The following is a 17258-nucleotide window of genomic DNA, read 5'->3' as shown; positions in this document are numbered from 1 at the left end:
GGTTTTCTCGAGAAAAGCGCGTAGCGCTTTCCCTTGGGAATTGCGTAAAAACAAAGGGAAGAGCGGTTCGCCGTTTCCTTGAAACGGTGAAATGTTCTAGCGCGGTTTCCCGCATGGCGCCGGCATAGCGACGGCGTCTATGCGCGGTTCCGGTCGCGGTCGCGAAACTCACGCATCATCAGGGCCGCCTCGGTGCGGTTTCGCGCGTTGAGTTTCGACAGCACGCCGGTCATATGGTGCTTGACGGTCTTCTCCTGCAGATCCAGCCGCAGGGCAACTTCCTTGTTGCTGAGCCCCTCCGCCACCAGCCGCAGGATCTCGCTCTGCCGCTCCGTGAGTTGCCGCAGCCGGTCCGCCATGCCGTCGGCGGGCTGCTGGGACTGGAGATCCGAAAGCAGCCGCGCCGACAGCATCGGCGAAAGATAGCTCTCGCCTGCCACCACGTTACGCAGGATGTCGGCGAGCGCACGCGACCCGACACCTTTGAGGACATAGCCGTGTACCCCGGCGTTCAGGGCCTTGGTCACGTCGGCATTGGCCTCCGAAACGGTCAGCATGACGATCTTCTGGGCGGGATGGTTGGCAAGGATGCCTGCAACCGCGGTCAGGCCGCCGCCCGGCATGGAGATGTCGAGCAGCAGTATGTCGGGCCGCGCCGTCGACGCGATGCGTTCGGCGTCCTGCGCGGTCGCGCCTTCGCCGACCATCTCGAAGCCGCCGATCTCCGACAGGCTGCGCGTCACGCCTTCCCGAAAGAGCGGATGATCGTCGATGATGGCGATACGAATGGTCTCGGTCATGCTTGCTCCTCAACCGATAAACTGATCACCAAGCGCGTACCTTGCGGTCCGGTCAAGGTTTCGAACTGGCCGCCAATGCTTTCGACCCGCTCCCTGAGGCCGGCGAGCCCCAATCCCTCGACCCGTGTCGCCGGGTCGAAGCCTGGCCCGCCGTCCGATACTTCGACGAAGAGCCGGCCGCCTTTCATTCCGGCGGCCACCGCCTGATCCTTGCCCCGGCCGTGGCGATAGGCATTGTTCAGCCCTTCCTGTACGAAACGATAGATGCTGATCTTCTCCGAAGCGCCGGGTTCGGGCAACTGCCCTGGCAGCGTGAGCGCCACCGACGTTCCGGTTCGGCGCTCGTGCTCTTTGACGGCCAGCCGCAATATTTCCGTTGCCGCGGCCGTCTCTATCTGTGGCAGGACAAGGCCGTTGCAGATGCCGCGTATCTCTTGCATCGCATCCTCGAGCGTCTTGCGGATCATTGCCACCTCGGTCGCGCGGTTCCCCTCCCAATGGTCATCGCCGGTAAACACCGGGCTGTCCATGCGCAGCGCCGCCAGGGCCACGAGTTGGGCCGGCCCGTCATGCAGGTCGGCGCCGATGCGGCGCAAATATCTTTCATTGAGCGCCGTGGCGCGGCGGGACGCCCGCTGCACGCGCTGCCGCAAGGCGCTGTTCTGCGCCACCAGGCCCTGCAGCTCCGACACCTGGCGGCGCAGCGCTCCGCGCTGGTCGTCGATGGTGCGGCTGCCGCGCAGCACGATCCCCGACAGGAGCAGGAATGCCGTCAAGGTGGTCCCGGCCACGATCAGCCAGCTCGACAGCAGGGCGGAGGCCAGCGTGGCTTTGAAATCGGTGGCGATTTCGTAGAATTCGGTGACCGCCACCACATCGCCGGACCAGGGTTCGCGCACGGGATTGTATATCTCCAGCAACGGTTCGCCCGAAGCCCGCTCCTTCTCTTCGTTTTCGTCAAACGTGTCGAACTGGGCAGCGACGTTGCCCTGGAAGGCGGAACGCAGGTGGTCGTTCAGATCGAAGCGGCGGCCGATCAAGGAGGAGTCTTTCGAATAGAGCACGGTGCCGTCGCGGCGCCAGAGCCTGAACGAGACCAGGCGCTTGCCGAGCGCGCCCTGGCCGAGCGTTTCGTCGAGCGCCTGCTTGACGGAGTCGCTGAGCTCCTCGCTCTTGCGCAGGTCGGGCAGCAGCGGCGCGATCACGCTGTCCACATAAAGCGCCGTCGTGGCGGCCGAATTGCGGGTGACGCCGTCCCGGATCTGCGTCGTCACCCAGGCACCCACCAGCAGCATGACGACCAGAAGGCCAAAGCCGCCGGCAACGAGGAATTGCACAGCGAGCGAAAGCTCGCTCCAGCGCCGCGCCAAGTTCTGAAAGATGCTGCGTATCATGAGCCCCTGACCGCCCTTCGATCGACAGGCTGAGCGGCGTCGGTACATTGAGCCTCCGTCTTGCCGTTGCCAAGGCCTTCGTTTGAACGAGGCCGCTTGACGTCCCGGCGCGCTTCGGAAACAAGGGCCGCGGCACACGCGGCGGGCGCCGCTTCTAGGGGAGGGGACGTTGAGTTTTTCGGGATTGCTGCAGCTTGGCTTTTCTACGGTCATCTTCCTTCTGGCGGCGACCGCGGCCAAGCAATGGGGATTGGCGCCGAGCCTGGGCAAGATCCTTCTGACACTCGCGCTCTATTCGCTGGGCAATCTCATCATGCTGCGGCTGATCCGCGAATTCGGCATGTCGGTGTCGTTCAGCCTCTCGGCGGTCATCCAGCTGGTCTCTGTCAACGTCGTGGCGCTGGTGTTCTTCGGCGAGCGCGTCAACGCACTGCAGGCGACCGGCATCCTGCTGGCGATCGCCGCGGTGGCGCTGATCACGCTCGGGCCCTATCTGCAAGGACGATGATAGAGATGACGGCTGCGATACCGATCCGATGAAAGACACCGCCACCACCTTGCTCAACCGGATCGAATTCCCGGTCCTGCTGGCCGGCCTGGTTATCGCCGGCGGGCTATGGGGCTTCGTGGAACTGATGGAACTGGCGCGGACAACCGAGCCGCATGCCTTCGACACCGAGATCCTGCTTGCCTTCCGCCAAGCGGGGCAGCCCGGCGTTCCGCTCGGCCCGCTATGGCTGGAAGGGGCGATGCGCGACATCACCAGCCTCGGCAGCACCAGCGTGCTGGTGCTGATCACGACGGCGACGATCATCTATCTGCTGTTGATCCGCAGACTGGGAACCGCGCTTCTCATCTTCGTCGCCGTGGCCGGCGGCCAGCTTCTGTCGAGCCTGTTGAAAGTCGGCGTTGACCGGCCCCGGCCCGAACTCGTTTCGCATCTGGTCAACGAGACGTCGCTCTCTTTCCCGAGCGGCCATGCGATGCTGTCGGCGGTGACCTACCTCACGCTCGGTTCACTGGCGGCGCGCTTCCTGCATGGCCGGGCGACCAAGATCTACGTTCTGTCGCTCGCTGTGCTGACGGCGGTGCTGGTCGGCGTCAGCCGCATCTATCTCGGCGTCCACTGGCCGTCGGATGTGCTGGCGGGCTGGTGCGCGGGCTTCGCCTGGGCGATGCTGTGCTGGTTGGTGGCGCGGTTCCTGCAGCGGCGCAAGATGGTGAGCGACGATACCTGATGGGGTCTGACCGAGCGCCTCGGCTGTGCGTCAGATCAATCGGTTGATCACGTGCCCGCATCCCGTCAGCATGAAAATTGTCGACACCAGGCATGCCGATGTCATCAACGCCCTGAAAATGGTCAATCGCATTACCCCCTGCCCAAACCCAAAACACCCTAGCCTGCAATTTCCGGGAAGTATCAGAAAAATGGAAAAGGGGCCGGCGAATGATCGCTGCCGCGCGGATACATGCCGCATCGGCCTTGGCCGTACCGACCAGAAGACACGCGCCGAGTGCAATTGGCGGGGAAGTCTTTTCGCGTCCAACTTCCATCGGGAGGAAGAGAGCGGCCGCGTCCTTATCGATTGAGCGATCCTGGACCGCTGACGAATGGGTTGCCCCTGACATAAAACCGCAGCAGCCGGTCGGCATCCTTCGAAATGCCGATCCTGATGCCCTGCCCGATGTCGCCGGGTGCGTGATTATCGCTTGCGAGCCATAGCGGGCCCTTCCGGCAAAGATCGAGCCCGTCGAGCGAACGATCGATCCGCAACGCCATCGCCAGCCGTCCCGGTCCGCGCGCCAAATCGCGCAGGCGCTCGACACTGCGGTTCCGTCGCATGATCGCGATGCCTTCGAGCGGCTCGAGAGCCCTGATCAGAACGCCGGTGCCGGTGCCCTCCTTCCCGCTCGAGACGTTCAGCATGTATGAGATGCCATAGGCGAGATAGACATAGGCGTGCCCTGGCTCGAGGAACAGCGAACGGTTGCGCGGGGTCATGCCCCGGTAGCCATGCCCAGCGGCATCGCCGACGACATACGCCTCGGTCTCGACGATGCGGCCGCTGGCCACGCCTTCGGTCAATTCCCGTACCACCACCTTGCCGATAAGATAACGGGCGAGAGCGGCTGTATCGTCAGGCAATTCCGAACGGGCGATCGGGCGGTAGGAGGTCATGGCGGCCGGGTTCTCAGGGGGGCCCATCTATGCCAAACCTCTCTGACTGTTGTTTGATGGACCGTCCTACCACGGTCCACCTCACGGCCGTTAGCGAAGGTCGCGCGGATGGCGCGGGATGGCCCCGACGCGCGGTGCTCAATCGAGCTTCAATGCAGCCACCTCGCCCTCGTTCATCAGCGGCACGTAGAGGATCGACTTGCCGTCGGTGCCGATGTCGGCGCTGCCTGGCTTGAAATGCGCCACCGCTTCCGGCGCACCGCCAGCCTTGTATCGATAGAGCGTGCCGGTCATGTAGGCGGTGGCATAGATGGTGTCGCCGATGGCGACGACGCCGTCGAGGTCGGCGAATTCCTGCGCGCCAGGCAGCGGCGAGACCATTTTGCTGGCGAGGTCGACGGCCAGCAGCCCACCGGGCTCCGCCGTGCTGAAGTCGGGCTTGATGCCCTTGCCCCAGGAGGCCACGACCAGCCGGTCGCCATCGGCGAACACGCCATTGGGCGAAGCCAGCATCGGATCCCCAACGAACAGCTCGGGCCTGTCGCCGTCGATGCGGTAGATCGTGTCGGCCAGCATGTCGGTGACATAGACCTTGCCCCTATGATCCGATGTCATGTCGTTGAGGAAGACGGCATTCGGCACGGCGATGCTGGCGACCAGCCTGCCGCTGGCGAGGTCGACGACGCGGATTTTGGTGATGTCGGCGACATAGAGCTTGCCCCCCGATATCGCCATGCCCTTGGGCGCGTCCATGCCGTCGCTCCAGTGTTGGGTCACCGTCTTGCCGTCCGGGGACAGCACACTGAGGTAGCCATTGCCGTCGGCATCGCCGGGATTGCCGACGATGTTGGAAACAATGATGCGGTTGTTGGCGGCGTCGAACAGGGCCGATTCCGGCTGTTCGAGCCCCGTGGCGCGCCAGAGCTCGCCGGCCTGGGCGGCCGGTGTGACGGCGATGCCGATGGTGGCGGCAAAGGCGGAAATGATGAGGCGGTTCATGGCTGGTCTCCTGTGATGATGCGAACAGCTATGATTTTCGATACTTCTCGGGAAGCCATATTGCCTCCAGTATCGAATATCGATACGAAACTACCGGCAAGAGGTGCATCCCATGAACGGTCTGATCTTCGAGGCGCTGAAGCGGACGCTGAAGGCGAAGGGCGTCACCTATCGTGAGCTTGCCGAGCGCATGGGCGTTTCCGAGCCGACGGTGAAGCGCATCTTCCATGAGAAGAACTGCAAGCTCGACCGGCTGGTCGAGATCTGCGCGGCCGCCGGCGTCGAGCTGGAAAACGTGCTCGGCTCGATGAACCGGGGGCCGGGGCCGGTCAACCACATCGCGCCCGAGATCGAGCGCAGGCTGGCCGGCCGGCCGGCGCTGCTGTTCATCTTCGTCATGCTGTCGGAAAAATTCACGCCGCAAGGCATCATGCGCTCGCAAGGCCTGAGCGAGGCCTCGATGTTCCTCTATCTGCGCGATCTCGAGGAACTCGGCCTTGTCGCGCTCGGGCGGGGACTCACGGCGAGGCTGCTGGTCGAGACGCCGATCCAGTGGAATTTCGAGGGGCCGCTCAGGCCGCTGTTCGAGATGACCAACAAGAACTTCATCGGCTGGGCCATCACGCACATCGAGAAGGAGGCGACCTTCGTCAGCTTCTCCAGGCGGATGCGGCCGGAGACCGCCGAGATGGTGCGGCGCGAAGCCGAGGAATTGGCCGACCGCGCCAGGCTGCTTGCCCATCACGACCAGCACACCACGCCCGAGGACGGGCTCACCGGTTACAAATGGACGTTTGCCTTCGGGGCGACGCCGTTTCCGGCGATCATGCCGATCGGCCCGCATCCGCGCGATGCCGGTGCGCGCCCGCCAGAGCAGTCCGCCGCAAAAGGGCGGCGCCCGCTTCCGGCTTGAAAGGATTATTCTGCGGCCTTCGTCTCCGCGTCCGCAGCCTTGTCGTCCCAGGTCACGGCCCGGTAGTCGAAGCCATATTCCAGGGTCGGCTTGACGATGCGGAAATAGGGCGACAGGTCGAAGTCGCGCGGCGTGTACAGCGAGTGGTGGCGGATGTGCAGGATTTCCTTGCGCGAATAGCTCGACTGCGCCGAGGCGCGGCCGGGCGCGCGGGTGATCTCGGGCAGGATCGGATAGCGGATCTGGCCATAGGCCTCGGCAATCAGCGTCGAGCAGATGGCGCGCGTCGGGTCGCCCGAGCCGAAGGCCAGCATGCGGCGGCGCCAGCGCACAGGCACCGGCGGCGTCGGCAGGAAAAAGCGCAGCATGTCGAAGATATTCTTGAGGTCGTATTTCAGGCCAAGCTTGCCGACCATGAAGGCGACGACCATGTCGCGGTCCTCCGGCGCCAGGCCGCTCGCCCGGCAAATGCGGGTGTTGTAGGTGCGGTAGCGCGACAATGGCACGGCGACGCAGCCTTCGCCCATGGTGACCTCGATAAGCCGCGGCCGCTCCGCTCCGTCTTCCGGCTTGGGCAAGGCATCGCCGACATAAAAGGCCGCATGCGACCATGTCGACTGGGTAAGGTACTTGATCGCCGCCGAGATCCTCTGGTTGCCCTCGACCAGCAGGATGTCGCCGGGCTCCAGCGTGCGGCGCAGCGTTTCGGCATCGGATGGCGTGTAGGGCTCATAGCCCGAGGATTCTTCCTGCAGCCGGCCGGCAAGCCAGCGGCCAAGGCGGTCGAGAAGCGTGTCGGCCGGCGCGGTCATAGCAGAGCGTGATTAACACAGGCTGGCGTGCGGACACCAGCCGCGGTTAGCCGGCCGATGCGCTGGCGTCTTCCTGCGGGCCGGCCAGATCGTCGCGCGCCTTGCGGGCCAGTCTTTTCGTCGCGTGCCTGGGGCTGTCGCCGAACAGGTCGGCGGCCTCGGCAAGACAGGATTTCCTCAGGCTTTTTTCCGACCGCTTCAGCAGCTTGCCAAGAAGCTTCGTATCCGCGTGCGGCCCAAGCGGCTGGTCGTCGGCCTCGAGCAGCGCGCGCATGACGAACACGTCATGCAGTTCGCCAAGCCGCTCGCCCAGTTCGTCGACGGCCTTGCGCCGCGCCTTGATCGGCGTCGGCCAAAGCCGGCCGAGCAGCGACAGGTGCATGCCGTGCGTCTTGGCCGCCTTGCGCAAATCGTGGAAATCGTCGGCCTCGCCGCGCGCGCCGGCCTTGTCGAGCGCCTTCCTGGCACGGCGCAGGGTGACGCGGGCGCCTTCGGCGAGCACGTCGGCGGCCTGTTCCGGCTGGTCGGGCAAGGCAAGGCTTTCGATCCGCTTCATGCCGTCCTGGCAAGCGGCGGTCGCCGCGCCGATTGCCGCCTGGAGGCCGGCGCCTTCATGCAGATCATGCTGGCGGGCGACCAGCCTGTCGCGCACGGCATCGAGCCCGCCATCGGCGCTCTCCTTGGGAAAACCTGCCGCCAGCCGGTTGATGGTTTCGATCAGCGCCGTTGCTTCACGCGGGCCGGCAAGCAGCGCCGCTACATTGCGATAGCACTGGTTCTCGGTCGTGCAGAAAGTTTCGTCTCCGGAACGAACCAGGCGTAGCAAGGCACGCGCGCTCTTCAGCCGCTTGCGGCATTTGTGCAGTCCCTGTTCCGGCCGGCTCTGCGCCGCGTCCAGATGCAGCAGTGCCTTGCCAATCTCCTCGGCAAGGATGCGTCTGACCTCGCCGGTCAGCGGCAGGCGCGGGTCGATACGAAAACTCATGCGGCGATCTCCGGAATCCCCCCGAGGGCGAGCGACGCGTTGTAGAATTTCTGCTCGCCGGTGACTTCACGGCCGAGCCAGTCTGGCAGCATTTCGTCCGGCACGTCTTCCGGCGTCTCGAGTTCGGCCACCACAAGTCCTGCCAGCGCGCCGCCAAAGACGTCGACTTCATAGAGATAGCCGCGATGCCTAACATGGTGGCGTGTCTTCTCTATGACACGTCCTAGAGCGAAGGCCAGCATCTCCTCGGCCTCGGCAAGAGGCACCGGATACTCGTATTCGTCGCGCTCGCGCGCCTTGCTGCCGAATTTGAGCGTCAACTTGGCGGACACGCCGTCGCTGATGCGGATACGCACCGTCCGGCCGGGCGCGGCGGCAAGATAGAACTGGCGAATGCGGATATCCGCCTCGACCAGGTTCCGCCATGCGGTGCTGGAGACCAGGAACTTGCGCTCGACTTCCTTGCCCATGGCCGCGCACTAAAGCGGTTGCCGCAGGCGATGGCAAGACAGCCACGCACTCAAGTTGACTTTAATCAATCGATTGATTAAAGAATGGATCATGATCAAAACGCCCGACGCCAAGAATCCACGCCGCGACACGCCGCCGGCGGAGTTGACGCGTGCCGCGCTCGTCCGCGCTGCGCTGAAACTGTTCGGGCGGCAGGGCTTTGACGGCACCTCGACACGCGAGATCGCGGCGGAGGCGCAGGCCAATATAGGTTCGATCGCCTACCATTTCGGCGGCAAGGAAGGCCTTCGCGCCGCCGCCGCCGACTTCATCGTCGAGACCATCCAGACCGTTGCCGGCCAGGCGCTGGGCAACAGCCAGGCCGCGGCTCCACCCGATCCCGAGGCGGCGAGGGCGCAGCTCTTCGCGGCGCTGGAGCGGATGGTCGGCTTCATCGTGGCGCAGCCGGAGGCCGGCGAAATCGTGCAATTCGTGCTGCGCGAGCTGTCGCATCCCACCGCTGCGCTCGACCGCATCTATGATGGCGTCTTCGAGCCGACGCATCGCCGGCTGTGCCTGATCTGGGAGCAGGCGACCGGCGAGCCGGCCGAAAGCGAACGGACCCGGCTCACCGTGTTCACGCTGATCGGCCAGGTCATCTATTTCCGCATCGGCCGCGAGGCGGTGATGCGCCGCATGGGCTGGCATGACATCGGCAGCGCTGAGGCGGCAAAGGTCGTGGCGGTCACGACCGACAATCTCAGCGCCATACTGGCCGCCAGGAAGAGGCAGAAATGAAGGGGCAAAGACCATGAGTTTTCTATGTTCGCTGCCGCTCGCCGTGCAGCTTTTCGGTGCCTGCGCCCCGGCGCCGCCGCTGGCCGTCGGCTATGTCGAAGGCGACTATGTGCTGCTGGCGCCGATCGAGGTGGCGCAGGTCGAGACCGTCACTGTCAAGCGCGGCGATCGCGTCACGTCAGGCGCGACGGTGGTGACGCTGGAAAGCGCCGATGCCAAGATCGCGGTGGCGCAAGCTAAGGCAAGCCTCGCCCAGGCGCAGGCGCAACTCGCCGACCTCCAGGTCGGCAAGCGGCCGGAAGAAATCGCCGCGCTCAAGGCCCAGGTCGACATGGCCAAGGCGCAGGCCGACGACGCCAAGCGCAAATACGACCGCGCCGCCGACCTGTTCAAGCGCGGTACCGGCACGCAGGCGGACTACGACACCGCCTCGGCGACGTTGGAAACCGCCAACGCGCAGGTCGGCCAGGCGCAGGCCAATCTCGCCGTCGGCGGCCTGCCGGCGCGCGCCGAGACGATCAAGGCCGCCGACAATCAGGTCGGCCAAGCGCAGGCCGCGCTCGACCAGGCCGAGTGGCGGCTGTCCAAGCGCATATTGGCGGCGCCATCGCCGGGCCGCGTCAACGACGTCATCCGCAATCCCGGCGACACGGCGGGTCCGACCGCGCCGGTGATTTCGGTGCTGCCCGACGGGGCGGTGAAGCTCAGCGTCTATATACCGGAGGCCGCCTTCCACTCGGTCAAGGTCGGCAGCCTGCTCAGCGTTCATTGCGACGGCTGCGGCGCGGATGTGAAAGCGCGCGTCAGCTACGTCTCGCCCGATCCCGAATTCACCCCGCCGGTGATCTATTCCCTGGAGAACCGGCAGAAGCTGGTCTACCTCGTCGAGGCGCGGCCGGAGGGCGATGCGGGTCCGCTGCAGCCCGGCCAGATAGTCGATGTCGACCTTGCGGAAACGGCAAAATGAATGTCATCGACGTTCATGGCCTGGTCAAGCGCTTCGGTGACAAGACGGTCGTCGACCACGTGACGATGTCGGTCGCCGAAGGCGAGATCGTCGGCTTCCTCGGCCCCAACGGGTCGGGCAAGACCACCACCATCCGCATCATGTGCGGTCTGCTGACGCCGGACGAGGGCGAAGGCACGGTGCTGGGTTTCAACATCCGCACCGACTCGCTCAGGATCAAGCGCGAAGTCGGCTACATGACGCAGAAATTCTCCTTCTACGAGGATTTGACGATCGGCGAGAATCTCGAATTCGTGGCGCGGCTCTACCGGCTGAAGCCGGTCGAGGAGCATGTCGCCAGGACGCTGGAAGAGCTCGGCCTCGCCACACGCCGCAACCAGCTGGCCGGCACCTTGTCGGGCGGCTGGAAGCAGCGGCTGGCGCTGGCCGCCTGCATCATGCACAAGCCGAAACTGCTTTTGCTCGACGAGCCGACAGCCGGGGTCGATCCGAAGGCGCGGCGCGAATTCTGGGACGAGATCCACCGCCTCGCCAGCGGCGGGCTGACCGTGCTGGTCTCCACCCACTACATGGACGAAGCCGAGCGCTGCCACCGCATCAGCTACATCTCCTACGGCAAGATGCTGGCCACCGGCACCGTGGCCGAGGTGGTCAGGAATGCCGGGCTGACCACCTTCGTGCTGCAGGGTCCGCAACTCGATGAGGTGGCCGAAGCACTGCAAGGGCGCCCCGGCGTCGACCAGGTGGCGCCGTTCGGCGCCACGCTGCATGTTGTCGGCTCCGACAAAAAGAAGCTCGAAGCGGCACTTGCCGACGTCGAGAAAGAGCACAACGGCGTGACGGTGGCGCCGGGGGAAACCAGCCTGGAGGACGTCTTCATCCAGTTCATGTCCGGGTCGAAGGACAACATGGCATGAACGGCATCTTTTCCTTCGCCAGGCTTGGCGCGCTGCTCATCAAGGAATTCATCCAGATGCGGCGCGACCGCATCACCTTCGCCATGATGCTTGGCGTGCCGCTGATACAGCTCGTGCTGTTCGGCTACGCCATCAACAACGATCCGAAGAGCCTGCCTGCCGCACTGGTGGCGACCAGCAGCGACCCCTACACGCGCGCCATTGTCGCGGCGCTGCAGACCACCGGCTATTACCGCTTCGATCATGTCGCGCAAAGCGCCGAGGAGGCCGAGTTCCTGATGGCGCGCGGCGACGTCGCCTTCGTCGTCACCATACCGGCCGACTTCGCCAAGCGGGTCGAGCGTGGCGACAACCCTCAGATCCTGATCGAGGCCGACGCCACCGATCCCGCGGTCGCCAGCGGCGCCATCTCCACGCTCGGCACCGTCGCCAGCCAGGCCTTGCTCAGGGCCCAAGGCATGCAGGAAGCCGCGGCCGAGGCCGCCAGGGGGCAGCTCGATGTCGTGGTGCACCGGCGCTACAATCCCGAAGGCATCTCGCAATACAACATCGTGCCCGGCCTGCTCGGCGTCATCCTGCAGATGACCATGGTGATGATGACCTCGATCGCGCTGACGCGCGAGACCGAGCGCGGCACGATGGAAAACCTGCTCGCCATGCCGTCGAGCCCGCTCGAGATCATGATGGGCAAGGTGCTGCCCTATCTGGCGGTCGGCGCCGTGCAGGTGGTGGTGGTGCTGGCGGCGGCGAAGCTTCTGTTCGCCATCCCCTTCACCGGGTCGATGTCGCTGCTTTTGTCGGCGGTGCTGGTGTTCGTGCTGTCGCTGGTGCTGCTCGGCTATACGATCTCGACCATCGCGCGCACGCAGATGCAGGCACTGCAGCTCACCTTCTTCTTCTTCCTGCCGTCGATCATGCTGTCCGGCTTCATGTTCCCCTATCGCGGCATGCCGGATTGGGCGCAGACCTTCGGCGAGATCTTCCCGCTGACGCATTTCCTGCGCATCACCCGCGCGGTGATGCTGAAGGGCGCCGAACTGCCGGCCGTGGCAACCGAGATTGGCTGGCTGGTGGTGTTTGTCGTTTTGTTTGCCGGCGTCGCACTGGTGCGGTTCCGGCGTACGCTGGATTGAGCGTTTTGCGGTGCGGAACCTTTTCATGTCGGCGGGACAGCACCCCCCTCTGGCCTGCCGGCCATCTCCCCCGCAAGGAGGGAGATCGGCAGCTTTGGCGCTCCGCCTCTCTGGTGAACTTTGGAGATTAGCGAAAGCCGGGGCGACACCTGATCTCCCCCCTTGCGGGGGAGATGTCCGGTAGGACAGAGGGGGGTGCTCAAGCGCGACGCTTCCGCGTGGAGCGCCTAAGCCGCCGCCATGATCCCGGCATACGTCCCGAAATCGACATTGCCGCCAGACAGCACCACGGCGATATTCTTGCCTGACAGCTCGATCTCGCCCGACGACAGCGCCGCCAGCGCGACGCAGCCGCCGGGTTCGACCACCAGCTTGAGATAGGCCATGGCGTCGCGCATCGCCTGCGCCGCCGCCTGGTCCGAGACGGCGATGGCCCCAGCGAGGTTCCTGCGGTTGATCTCGAAGGTGATCACGCCGGGCTCGGCGGTCAGCAGCGCGTCGCAGATGGAATCATGGCCCGGCTCATTCGAAACCCTGGTACCGGCGGCCAGCGAGCGGCGCGTGTCGTCGAAATGCTCGGGCTCGACCGCCCAGACGGCGGTGTCGGGCGAAGCATCCTTGACGGCGACGGAGATGCCGCTCGACAAGCCGCCGCCGCCGCAGGGAACGATCACCGCGTCGAGGCCGACGCCAAGCGCTCTCGCCTGGCGCATCAGTTCGAGGCCGATCGTACCCTGGCCGGCGATGATGGCTGGATCGTCGAAGGGCGGCACCAGCACCATGCCCTTCTCGATGTAAGGGCGGACCACGGCCATGCGATCATCGCGAAAACGGTCGAACGGCACCACCTCCGCGCCCATCTTGCGGACATTGCCGACCTTCATAGCCGGCGCGTCGGCGGGCATGGCGATGACCGCCTTGACGCCGAACATGGCGGCCGAAGCGGCGACCCCTTGCGCATGGTTGCCCGAGGAGAAGGCAACGACGCCACGGTTGCGTTCCGCCTCGCTCAGCGACGACAGCTTGTTGTAGGCGCCGCGGAATTTGAACGAACCGGTGCGTTGCAGCGTCTCCGGCTTGAACAGGATGCGCGCGCCGAAGCGCTTGTTCAGTTCCTGTGATTCGATCAATGGCGTTTCGACGATCAAGCCGGAGAGCCGGGCCGCGGCGGCGTGGATGTCGGCGATGCCGGGAGGGGTTGTCATGGCGGATCCTGCGAGATGTGGCCCGTCATGGTGCACGCAGGGCCCGCGCGAGGCCAACGAAAAGATGTGACCGTCACAAATTTGGCGGATGGTCACCAACGTCACGGCTGCACGCCCCCCTCTGTCCTGCCGGACATCTCCCCCTCAAGGGGGGAGATTGGCTGTTTCATGCGCGGCGTTTCTTCTCTTGCGTTGGAGATTGGCGAAAGCAAAGACAACCGTCGATCTCCCCCCTTGAGGGGGAGATGGCCGACAGGCCAGAGGGGGGCGCTGTCCAGCCAACCTATCGCAATTTCACCCCAGCAGCGTCCGCTGCCTCTTGGTCCCGCCCAGCTTGCGCCAGTTGTTGAAGCGGTGGGTGGCGGCGGCGAAGGAGATCTTCATCTGCTGGGCGACCGAATAGCGCGACTTGCCCTCGTCGAACATGCGGTAGCAGCACTCGACGCCTTCCTCGGTCAGCTTGCCGTCCGGGGCTTTGTTGTGCGGATTGGCGGGGTCGAACTTCTCGACCTGCTGCTCCACCAGGCCCTTCAGGCGCTGCAGGTCGGCCTCGATGCTGGCAATGAGATCGAGAACGGGTTTTGGGTCGAAATGCTCTGCGTGCGGCTTCGTCATGCGTTGATCCTCATCCTTGTCTTGGGCCCAACTATATAGGTTAACATTTGCCAATAATGAAGGGCGCGCTCCGGTGCCGGCTTCAACAATTCTTGAGCCGTGAGCAAGCGCGCGATTGACCCGGGGTCCGTCAAACTCTAGTTTAGAACCATTCTAAACTAGGGTGATTTGCTCATGCTTTCCCGCGTTTTCGGTTTCGGCCGCCGTCCCTTCGAATCGCTGTCCGAACAGGAGATCCTGGCGCTGGCCATTTCATCCGAAGAAGACGACGGACGAATCTACCGTGCCTATGCCGATGGGCTGGCGGATAAGTATCCGCAATCGGCGAAGATGTTCGAGGAGATGGCGCATGAGGAGGACGGCCATCGCGATGCGCTGATCGAGCTTCATCGCAAGCGTTTTGGCGAGCGCATTCCGCTGATCCGGCGCGAGCACGTGAAAGGCTATTACGAGCGCAAGCCCGACTGGCTTGTCCGGCCGCTCGGCATCGAAAATGTGCGCAGCCAGGCCGAGGTGATGGAGCGGCAGGCCTACCTGTTTTATGTCGAGGCGGCAAAGCGCACCACCGACGCTTCGACGCGCAAACTGCTCGACCATCTGGCGGCGGTCGAGCAAGGCCACGAGACGCTGGCTCACCAATTGGAGCAGAAGCACGTGCCTGGCGAAGTGAAGGACGAAGAAGCGGCGGCCGAGCAGCGCCAATTCATCCTCACCTATGTGCAGCCGGGCCTTGCCGGCCTGATGGATGGCTCTGTGTCGACGCTGGCGCCGATCTTCGCCGCGGCTTTTGCCACGCATGACACCTGGCAGACCTTCCTGGTCGGACTTGCCGCCTCGATCGGCGCCGGCATCTCCATGGGTTTCACCGAAGTCGCCTCCGACGACGGCAAGCTCTCGGGACGCGGCTCACCGATAAAGCGCGGCGTCACGACCGGCGTCATGACGGCCGCAGGCGGCCTCGGCCACGCGTTGCCCTATCTCATCCCGCATTTCTGGACGGCGACCGGCGTTGCCGCCGTGGTGGTGTTCTTCGAGCTATGGGCCATTGCCTTCGTCCAGAACCGCTACATGCAGACGCCCTTCCTGCGCGCCGCCTTCCAGGTGGTGCTCGGCGGCGCGCTGGTGTTCGCCGCGGGCGTGCTGATCGGGAATGCCTGAGCGACTTTCTCCCTTCCCCCCTTGTGGGGGAAGGTGGATCGGCGCATAGCGCCGAGACGGATGAGGGGTGTTCCAGCGGAGTGAGGCGTTGGCGATTTAGGCCTACGATCTGGATGAAGAGTATCGCCAAGCTGGAGCACCCCTCATCCGACCGCGCTTCGCGCGGCCACCTTCCCCACAACGGGGGAAGGAAAAACCGCTACCCATTCATCGCCCGGCTATCGACCGGCGCCTCGTCCCTTTCCGTCAGCCCATAGTCCCGCACCACATGCGCGATGCGCAGCCGATAGCCGGCAAAGATGCCGCCTCGGCCAGCCTTCTGGGCCTGCCGGTGTTCTTCCGTATTGCGCCAGGCCTTGACCGCTTCCTCGTCGCGCCAGAACGACAGCGAAAGGATGCGGTCGGGGTCGGCCAAACTCTGGAAACGCTCGATCGAGATGAACCCATCGATGCCATCGAGCAGCGGACGCAGCTTGGCGGCGATGCCGAGATAGACATCGCGTTTGCCCTCCGCCGGCTCGACCTCGAAGATGACCGCGATCACGGCAACACCTTTTCCCTTGGCATGATCCCGGTCTGAAAAGTCTGCAACTTTTCAGGATCAAGCCTTGGCGCATGCGGGCCGGAAGCCAGTTTCAGGAACATGCGGTCCTCCTTGAGGATGAATCGTTCACGCTTGGCGAACGCGTAGTTTGCCTTGCCGGCGGGGTCGGCGGCAAGCCGGGCGCGATAGGCTTCGTAGGCCGCCAGGCTTTCAATGTTGTAGGCGGCGTACGCCGTCGTGGCCGAGCCCTCATGCGGCGCGAAATAGCCGATCAGGTCGGCGCCGCAGCGCGGAATGGCCTGGCCCCAGTTGCGGGCATACTCCTCGAAGGCAGCCTTGCCGAACGGGTCGATCTCATAGCGGATGAAGCAGGTGATGGTCATGGTCGTCTCCTCGGATCGTTGCATCAATAGTTCGAGCCCGGTCGAAACGTCGCGCACTTGGGTTATGCTAGGCCGTTTCGTGTCAGGAGCCGTCGTGGCGTGCTTCGCCGCCTCCTTGAGCCGATCGGAGAATAATGCTTATCTGACGAGAATGCTTCGATGAGGAACGAACTATGCGTGAAGGACCCGACATTGCCCGCATCGCCAGCCTGGTCGGCGATCCGGCCCGCGCCAACATGCTGAACGCGCTGATGGGCGGCACCGCGCTGACCGCGAGCGAACTGGCGCTGGAAGCCGGTGTCTCGTTGCCGACCGCTTCCTCGCATCTGTCGAAACTGATGGAGGGCGGCCTTCTGACCCTGGCCAGCCAGGGCCGCCATCGCTATTACGGCCTCGCCGGGCCGCAGGTGGCCGGCATGATCGAAGCCATCACCGGGGTCGCCGAAGCCGTCGGCCCGAAGCGCGTTCGGCCGGGCCCGCGCGACGGCGCCATGCGCGTGGCCCGTGTCTGCTACGATCACCTCGCCGGCGAGCAGGCCGTGGCGATGCTCGATCGTCTGGTCGAAAAAGATATCCTGCAGCGTGACGACAAGGAAATCAGGCTCGGGCCGTCGGCCGCATCGCATTTCGCGGCAATAGGCATCGATGTCGGCGCCAGGCCGCGCCGCCCGGTCTGCCGCGCCTGCCTCGACTGGAGCGTGCGCCGCTCCCACCTCGCCGGCACGCTGGGCGCCGCTATCTTGGACAAGATCCTTGCCGAGAAATGGGCCCGCCGCGAGAAGGACAGCCGCGCGGTGGTGTTTTCGCCGCCGGGAAAGCAGGCGTTCGAGAGGGTGTTTTTGAGCTGATGGTGTACGGAGACGTCGGCGGGACAGCGCCCCTCTCTGCCCTGCCGGGCATCTCCCCCTCAAGGGGGGAGATTGGCGGCTTCATTGTCTCGCTCACCTTTAAGCGTCGATAGTTGGCGAGCGCTTGAGCGCGTAATCTCCCCCCTTGAGGGGGAGAT

21 protein-coding genes are annotated in these 17258 nt (G+C 64.7%); 10 read left to right on the top strand and 11 right to left on the bottom strand.

From position 1 onward, the window contains the following. Positions 1–137: 137 nt before the first annotated feature. Both AC0NIH_RS03905 and AC0NIH_RS03900 read right to left on the bottom strand, forming a co-directional pair. Positions 138–800: a response regulator gene (locus tag AC0NIH_RS03905; protein ID WP_023779941.1), complete on the bottom strand. Its 663-nt coding sequence runs from the start codon at positions 798–800 to the stop codon at positions 138–140. Continuing rightward, positions 797–2194, bottom strand: a complete 1398-nt coding sequence (locus tag AC0NIH_RS03900) for a sensor histidine kinase (protein ID WP_023779940.1) — start codon at positions 2192–2194, stop codon at positions 797–799. Before AC0NIH_RS03900 ends, AC0NIH_RS03905 begins: the two co-directional genes overlap by 4 nt. A 169-nt stretch (positions 2195–2363) precedes the next feature. Between AC0NIH_RS03900 and AC0NIH_RS03895 the strand changes: the two genes are divergently transcribed. From AC0NIH_RS03895 to AC0NIH_RS03885, 3 genes are all read left to right on the top strand, one after another. Next, on the top strand, positions 2364–2702 hold the full coding sequence (locus tag AC0NIH_RS03895; protein ID WP_013892067.1) for a hypothetical protein: 339 nt from the start codon (positions 2364–2366) through the stop codon (positions 2700–2702). Positions 2703–2730: 28 nt separating this feature from the next. Continuing rightward, positions 2731–3432 (top strand): phosphatase PAP2 family protein, encoded by a 702-nt coding sequence (locus AC0NIH_RS03890; protein ID WP_473466467.1) that lies wholly within the window; start codon positions 2731–2733, stop codon positions 3430–3432. A gap of 70 nt (positions 3433–3502) precedes the next feature. Beyond that, positions 3503–3784 carry a hypothetical protein gene (locus tag AC0NIH_RS03885; RefSeq protein WP_473466469.1) on the top strand — a complete coding sequence of 94 codons (282 nt, stop codon included), beginning with the start codon at positions 3503–3505 and terminating at the stop codon, positions 3782–3784. Here AC0NIH_RS03885 and AC0NIH_RS03880 read toward each other — a convergent pair. Together AC0NIH_RS03880 and AC0NIH_RS03875 are read right to left on the bottom strand one after the other, a co-directional pair. Next, entirely contained in the window at positions 3774–4373 is a 600-nt protein-coding gene (locus tag AC0NIH_RS03880) for a DNA-3-methyladenine glycosylase (RefSeq protein ID WP_473466472.1), read from the bottom strand. The two genes, AC0NIH_RS03885 and AC0NIH_RS03880, sit on opposite strands and share 11 nt — an antisense overlap. 138 nt (positions 4374–4511) lie before the next feature. Further along, on the bottom strand, positions 4512–5372 hold the full coding sequence (locus AC0NIH_RS03875; protein ID WP_473466475.1) for an SMP-30/gluconolactonase/LRE family protein: 861 nt from the start codon (positions 5370–5372) through the stop codon (positions 4512–4514). Positions 5373–5484: 112 nt separating this feature from the next. Here AC0NIH_RS03875 and AC0NIH_RS03870 point away from each other — a divergent pair, with 112 nt between their 5' ends. Then, positions 5485–6285, top strand: coding sequence for a helix-turn-helix domain-containing protein (locus AC0NIH_RS03870; protein ID WP_023779935.1), 801 nt, complete (start codon positions 5485–5487; stop codon positions 6283–6285). 5 nt (positions 6286–6290) lie between these two features. On the opposite strand, the gene AC0NIH_RS03865 is transcribed toward AC0NIH_RS03870, so the two are convergent. From AC0NIH_RS03865 to AC0NIH_RS03855, 3 genes are read right to left on the bottom strand one after another with little or no spacing between them, the layout of a single operon-like run. Then, positions 6291–7097, bottom strand: coding sequence for a C40 family peptidase (locus tag AC0NIH_RS03865; protein ID WP_023768721.1), 807 nt, complete (start codon positions 7095–7097; stop codon positions 6291–6293). A 46-nt stretch (positions 7098–7143) separates the two neighbouring features. Continuing rightward, a complete protein-coding gene (locus AC0NIH_RS03860; RefSeq protein WP_023768720.1) occupies positions 7144–8082 on the bottom strand; it encodes a CHAD domain-containing protein in 939 nt (312 codons plus the stop codon). Continuing rightward, the gene (locus AC0NIH_RS03855; protein ID WP_013892060.1) at positions 8079–8552 is read right to left on the bottom strand and encodes a CYTH domain-containing protein; all 474 of its coding nucleotides are present in this window, start codon (positions 8550–8552) and stop codon (positions 8079–8081) included. Before AC0NIH_RS03855 ends, AC0NIH_RS03860 begins: the two co-directional genes overlap by 4 nt. 91 nt (positions 8553–8643) lie before the next feature. On the opposite strand from AC0NIH_RS03855, the gene AC0NIH_RS03850 reads away from it, so the two are divergent. From AC0NIH_RS03850 to AC0NIH_RS03835, 4 genes are read left to right on the top strand one after another with little or no spacing between them, the layout of a single operon-like run. Next, on the top strand, positions 8644–9330 hold the full coding sequence (locus tag AC0NIH_RS03850) for a CerR family C-terminal domain-containing protein (protein ID WP_023768719.1): 687 nt from the start codon (positions 8644–8646) through the stop codon (positions 9328–9330). A gap of 13 nt (positions 9331–9343) precedes the next feature. Next, positions 9344–10297, top strand: a complete 954-nt coding sequence (locus tag AC0NIH_RS03845) for an HlyD family secretion protein (RefSeq protein ID WP_473466479.1) — start codon at positions 9344–9346, stop codon at positions 10295–10297. Then, on the top strand, positions 10294–11214 hold the full coding sequence (locus AC0NIH_RS03840; protein WP_224689268.1) for an ABC transporter ATP-binding protein: 921 nt from the start codon (positions 10294–10296) through the stop codon (positions 11212–11214). Before AC0NIH_RS03845 ends, AC0NIH_RS03840 begins: the two co-directional genes overlap by 4 nt. Further along, on the top strand, positions 11211–12347 hold the full coding sequence (locus AC0NIH_RS03835) for an ABC transporter permease (RefSeq protein ID WP_473466482.1): 1137 nt from the start codon (positions 11211–11213) through the stop codon (positions 12345–12347). Before AC0NIH_RS03840 ends, AC0NIH_RS03835 begins: the two co-directional genes overlap by 4 nt. A gap of 227 nt (positions 12348–12574) precedes the next feature. Here the strand turns inward: AC0NIH_RS03835 and AC0NIH_RS03830 are convergent, their stop codons facing one another. Then, on the bottom strand, positions 12575–13552 hold the full coding sequence (locus AC0NIH_RS03830; RefSeq protein ID WP_473466485.1) for a threonine/serine dehydratase: 978 nt from the start codon (positions 13550–13552) through the stop codon (positions 12575–12577). A gap of 294 nt (positions 13553–13846) precedes the next feature. After that, positions 13847–14167 (bottom strand): hypothetical protein, encoded by a 321-nt coding sequence (locus AC0NIH_RS03825; protein WP_013892054.1) that lies wholly within the window; start codon positions 14165–14167, stop codon positions 13847–13849. Positions 14168–14341: 174 nt separating this feature from the next. Here AC0NIH_RS03825 and mbfA point away from each other — a divergent pair, with 174 nt between their 5' ends. After that, entirely contained in the window at positions 14342–15325 is a 984-nt protein-coding gene (gene mbfA / locus AC0NIH_RS03820; protein ID WP_287274215.1) for an iron exporter MbfA, read from the top strand. Positions 15326–15524: 199 nt separating this feature from the next. Here the strand turns inward: mbfA and AC0NIH_RS03815 are convergent, their stop codons facing one another. Both AC0NIH_RS03815 and AC0NIH_RS03810 read right to left on the bottom strand, forming a co-directional pair. Then, positions 15525–15869 (bottom strand): antibiotic biosynthesis monooxygenase family protein, encoded by a 345-nt coding sequence (locus AC0NIH_RS03815; RefSeq protein ID WP_473466488.1) that lies wholly within the window; start codon positions 15867–15869, stop codon positions 15525–15527. Further along, positions 15866–16252 carry an NIPSNAP family protein gene (locus AC0NIH_RS03810; RefSeq protein WP_473466490.1) on the bottom strand — a complete coding sequence of 129 codons (387 nt, stop codon included), beginning with the start codon at positions 16250–16252 and terminating at the stop codon, positions 15866–15868. The genes AC0NIH_RS03815 and AC0NIH_RS03810 overlap by 4 nt, the downstream gene beginning before the upstream one ends. A gap of 173 nt (positions 16253–16425) precedes the next feature. On the opposite strand from AC0NIH_RS03810, the gene AC0NIH_RS03805 reads away from it, so the two are divergent. Then, complete coding sequence (locus AC0NIH_RS03805) at positions 16426–17100, top strand: ArsR/SmtB family transcription factor (protein ID WP_023779924.1); 675 nt, start codon at positions 16426–16428, stop codon at positions 17098–17100. Positions 17101–17258: the final 158 nt, after the last annotated feature.

This window comes from Mesorhizobium sp. WSM1386 (assembly GCF_055901595.1).
The sequence above is the reverse complement of the archived record's forward strand: the minus strand, read 5'-3'. Positions and strand labels throughout refer to the sequence as shown.

Coding starts and splice junctions, on each gene's coding strand:
- AC0NIH_RS03870 (WP_023779935.1), top strand. CDS start 5,485: ATGAACGGTCTGATCTTCGAGGCGCTGAAGCGGACGCTGAAGGCGAAG.
- AC0NIH_RS03810 (WP_473466490.1), bottom strand. CDS start 16,252: ATGACCATCACCTGCTTCATCCGCTATGAGATCGACCCGTTCGGCAAG.
- AC0NIH_RS03880 (WP_473466472.1), bottom strand. CDS start 4,373: ATGACCTCCTACCGCCCGATCGCCCGTTCGGAATTGCCTGACGATACA.
- AC0NIH_RS03850 (WP_023768719.1), top strand. CDS start 8,644: ATGATCAAAACGCCCGACGCCAAGAATCCACGCCGCGACACGCCGCCG.
- AC0NIH_RS03825 (WP_013892054.1), bottom strand. CDS start 14,167: ATGACGAAGCCGCACGCAGAGCATTTCGACCCAAAACCCGTTCTCGAT.
- AC0NIH_RS03830 (WP_473466485.1), bottom strand. CDS start 13,552: ATGACAACCCCTCCCGGCATCGCCGACATCCACGCCGCCGCGGCCCGG.
- AC0NIH_RS03865 (WP_023768721.1), bottom strand. CDS start 7,097: ATGACCGCGCCGGCCGACACGCTTCTCGACCGCCTTGGCCGCTGGCTT.
- AC0NIH_RS03890 (WP_473466467.1), top strand. CDS start 2,731: ATGAAAGACACCGCCACCACCTTGCTCAACCGGATCGAATTCCCGGTC.
- AC0NIH_RS03855 (WP_013892060.1), bottom strand. CDS start 8,552: ATGGGCAAGGAAGTCGAGCGCAAGTTCCTGGTCTCCAGCACCGCATGG.
- AC0NIH_RS03860 (WP_023768720.1), bottom strand. CDS start 8,082: ATGAGTTTTCGTATCGACCCGCGCCTGCCGCTGACCGGCGAGGTCAGA.
- AC0NIH_RS03905 (WP_023779941.1), bottom strand. CDS start 800: ATGACCGAGACCATTCGTATCGCCATCATCGACGATCATCCGCTCTTT.
- AC0NIH_RS03840 (WP_224689268.1), top strand. CDS start 10,294: ATGAATGTCATCGACGTTCATGGCCTGGTCAAGCGCTTCGGTGACAAG.
- AC0NIH_RS03900 (WP_023779940.1), bottom strand. CDS start 2,194: ATGATACGCAGCATCTTTCAGAACTTGGCGCGGCGCTGGAGCGAGCTT.
- AC0NIH_RS03875 (WP_473466475.1), bottom strand. CDS start 5,372: ATGAACCGCCTCATCATTTCCGCCTTTGCCGCCACCATCGGCATCGCC.
- mbfA (WP_287274215.1), top strand. CDS start 14,342: ATGCTTTCCCGCGTTTTCGGTTTCGGCCGCCGTCCCTTCGAATCGCTG.
- AC0NIH_RS03885 (WP_473466469.1), top strand. CDS start 3,503: ATGAAAATTGTCGACACCAGGCATGCCGATGTCATCAACGCCCTGAAA.
- AC0NIH_RS03835 (WP_473466482.1), top strand. CDS start 11,211: ATGAACGGCATCTTTTCCTTCGCCAGGCTTGGCGCGCTGCTCATCAAG.
- AC0NIH_RS03805 (WP_023779924.1), top strand. CDS start 16,426: ATGCGTGAAGGACCCGACATTGCCCGCATCGCCAGCCTGGTCGGCGAT.
- AC0NIH_RS03845 (WP_473466479.1), top strand. CDS start 9,344: ATGAGTTTTCTATGTTCGCTGCCGCTCGCCGTGCAGCTTTTCGGTGCC.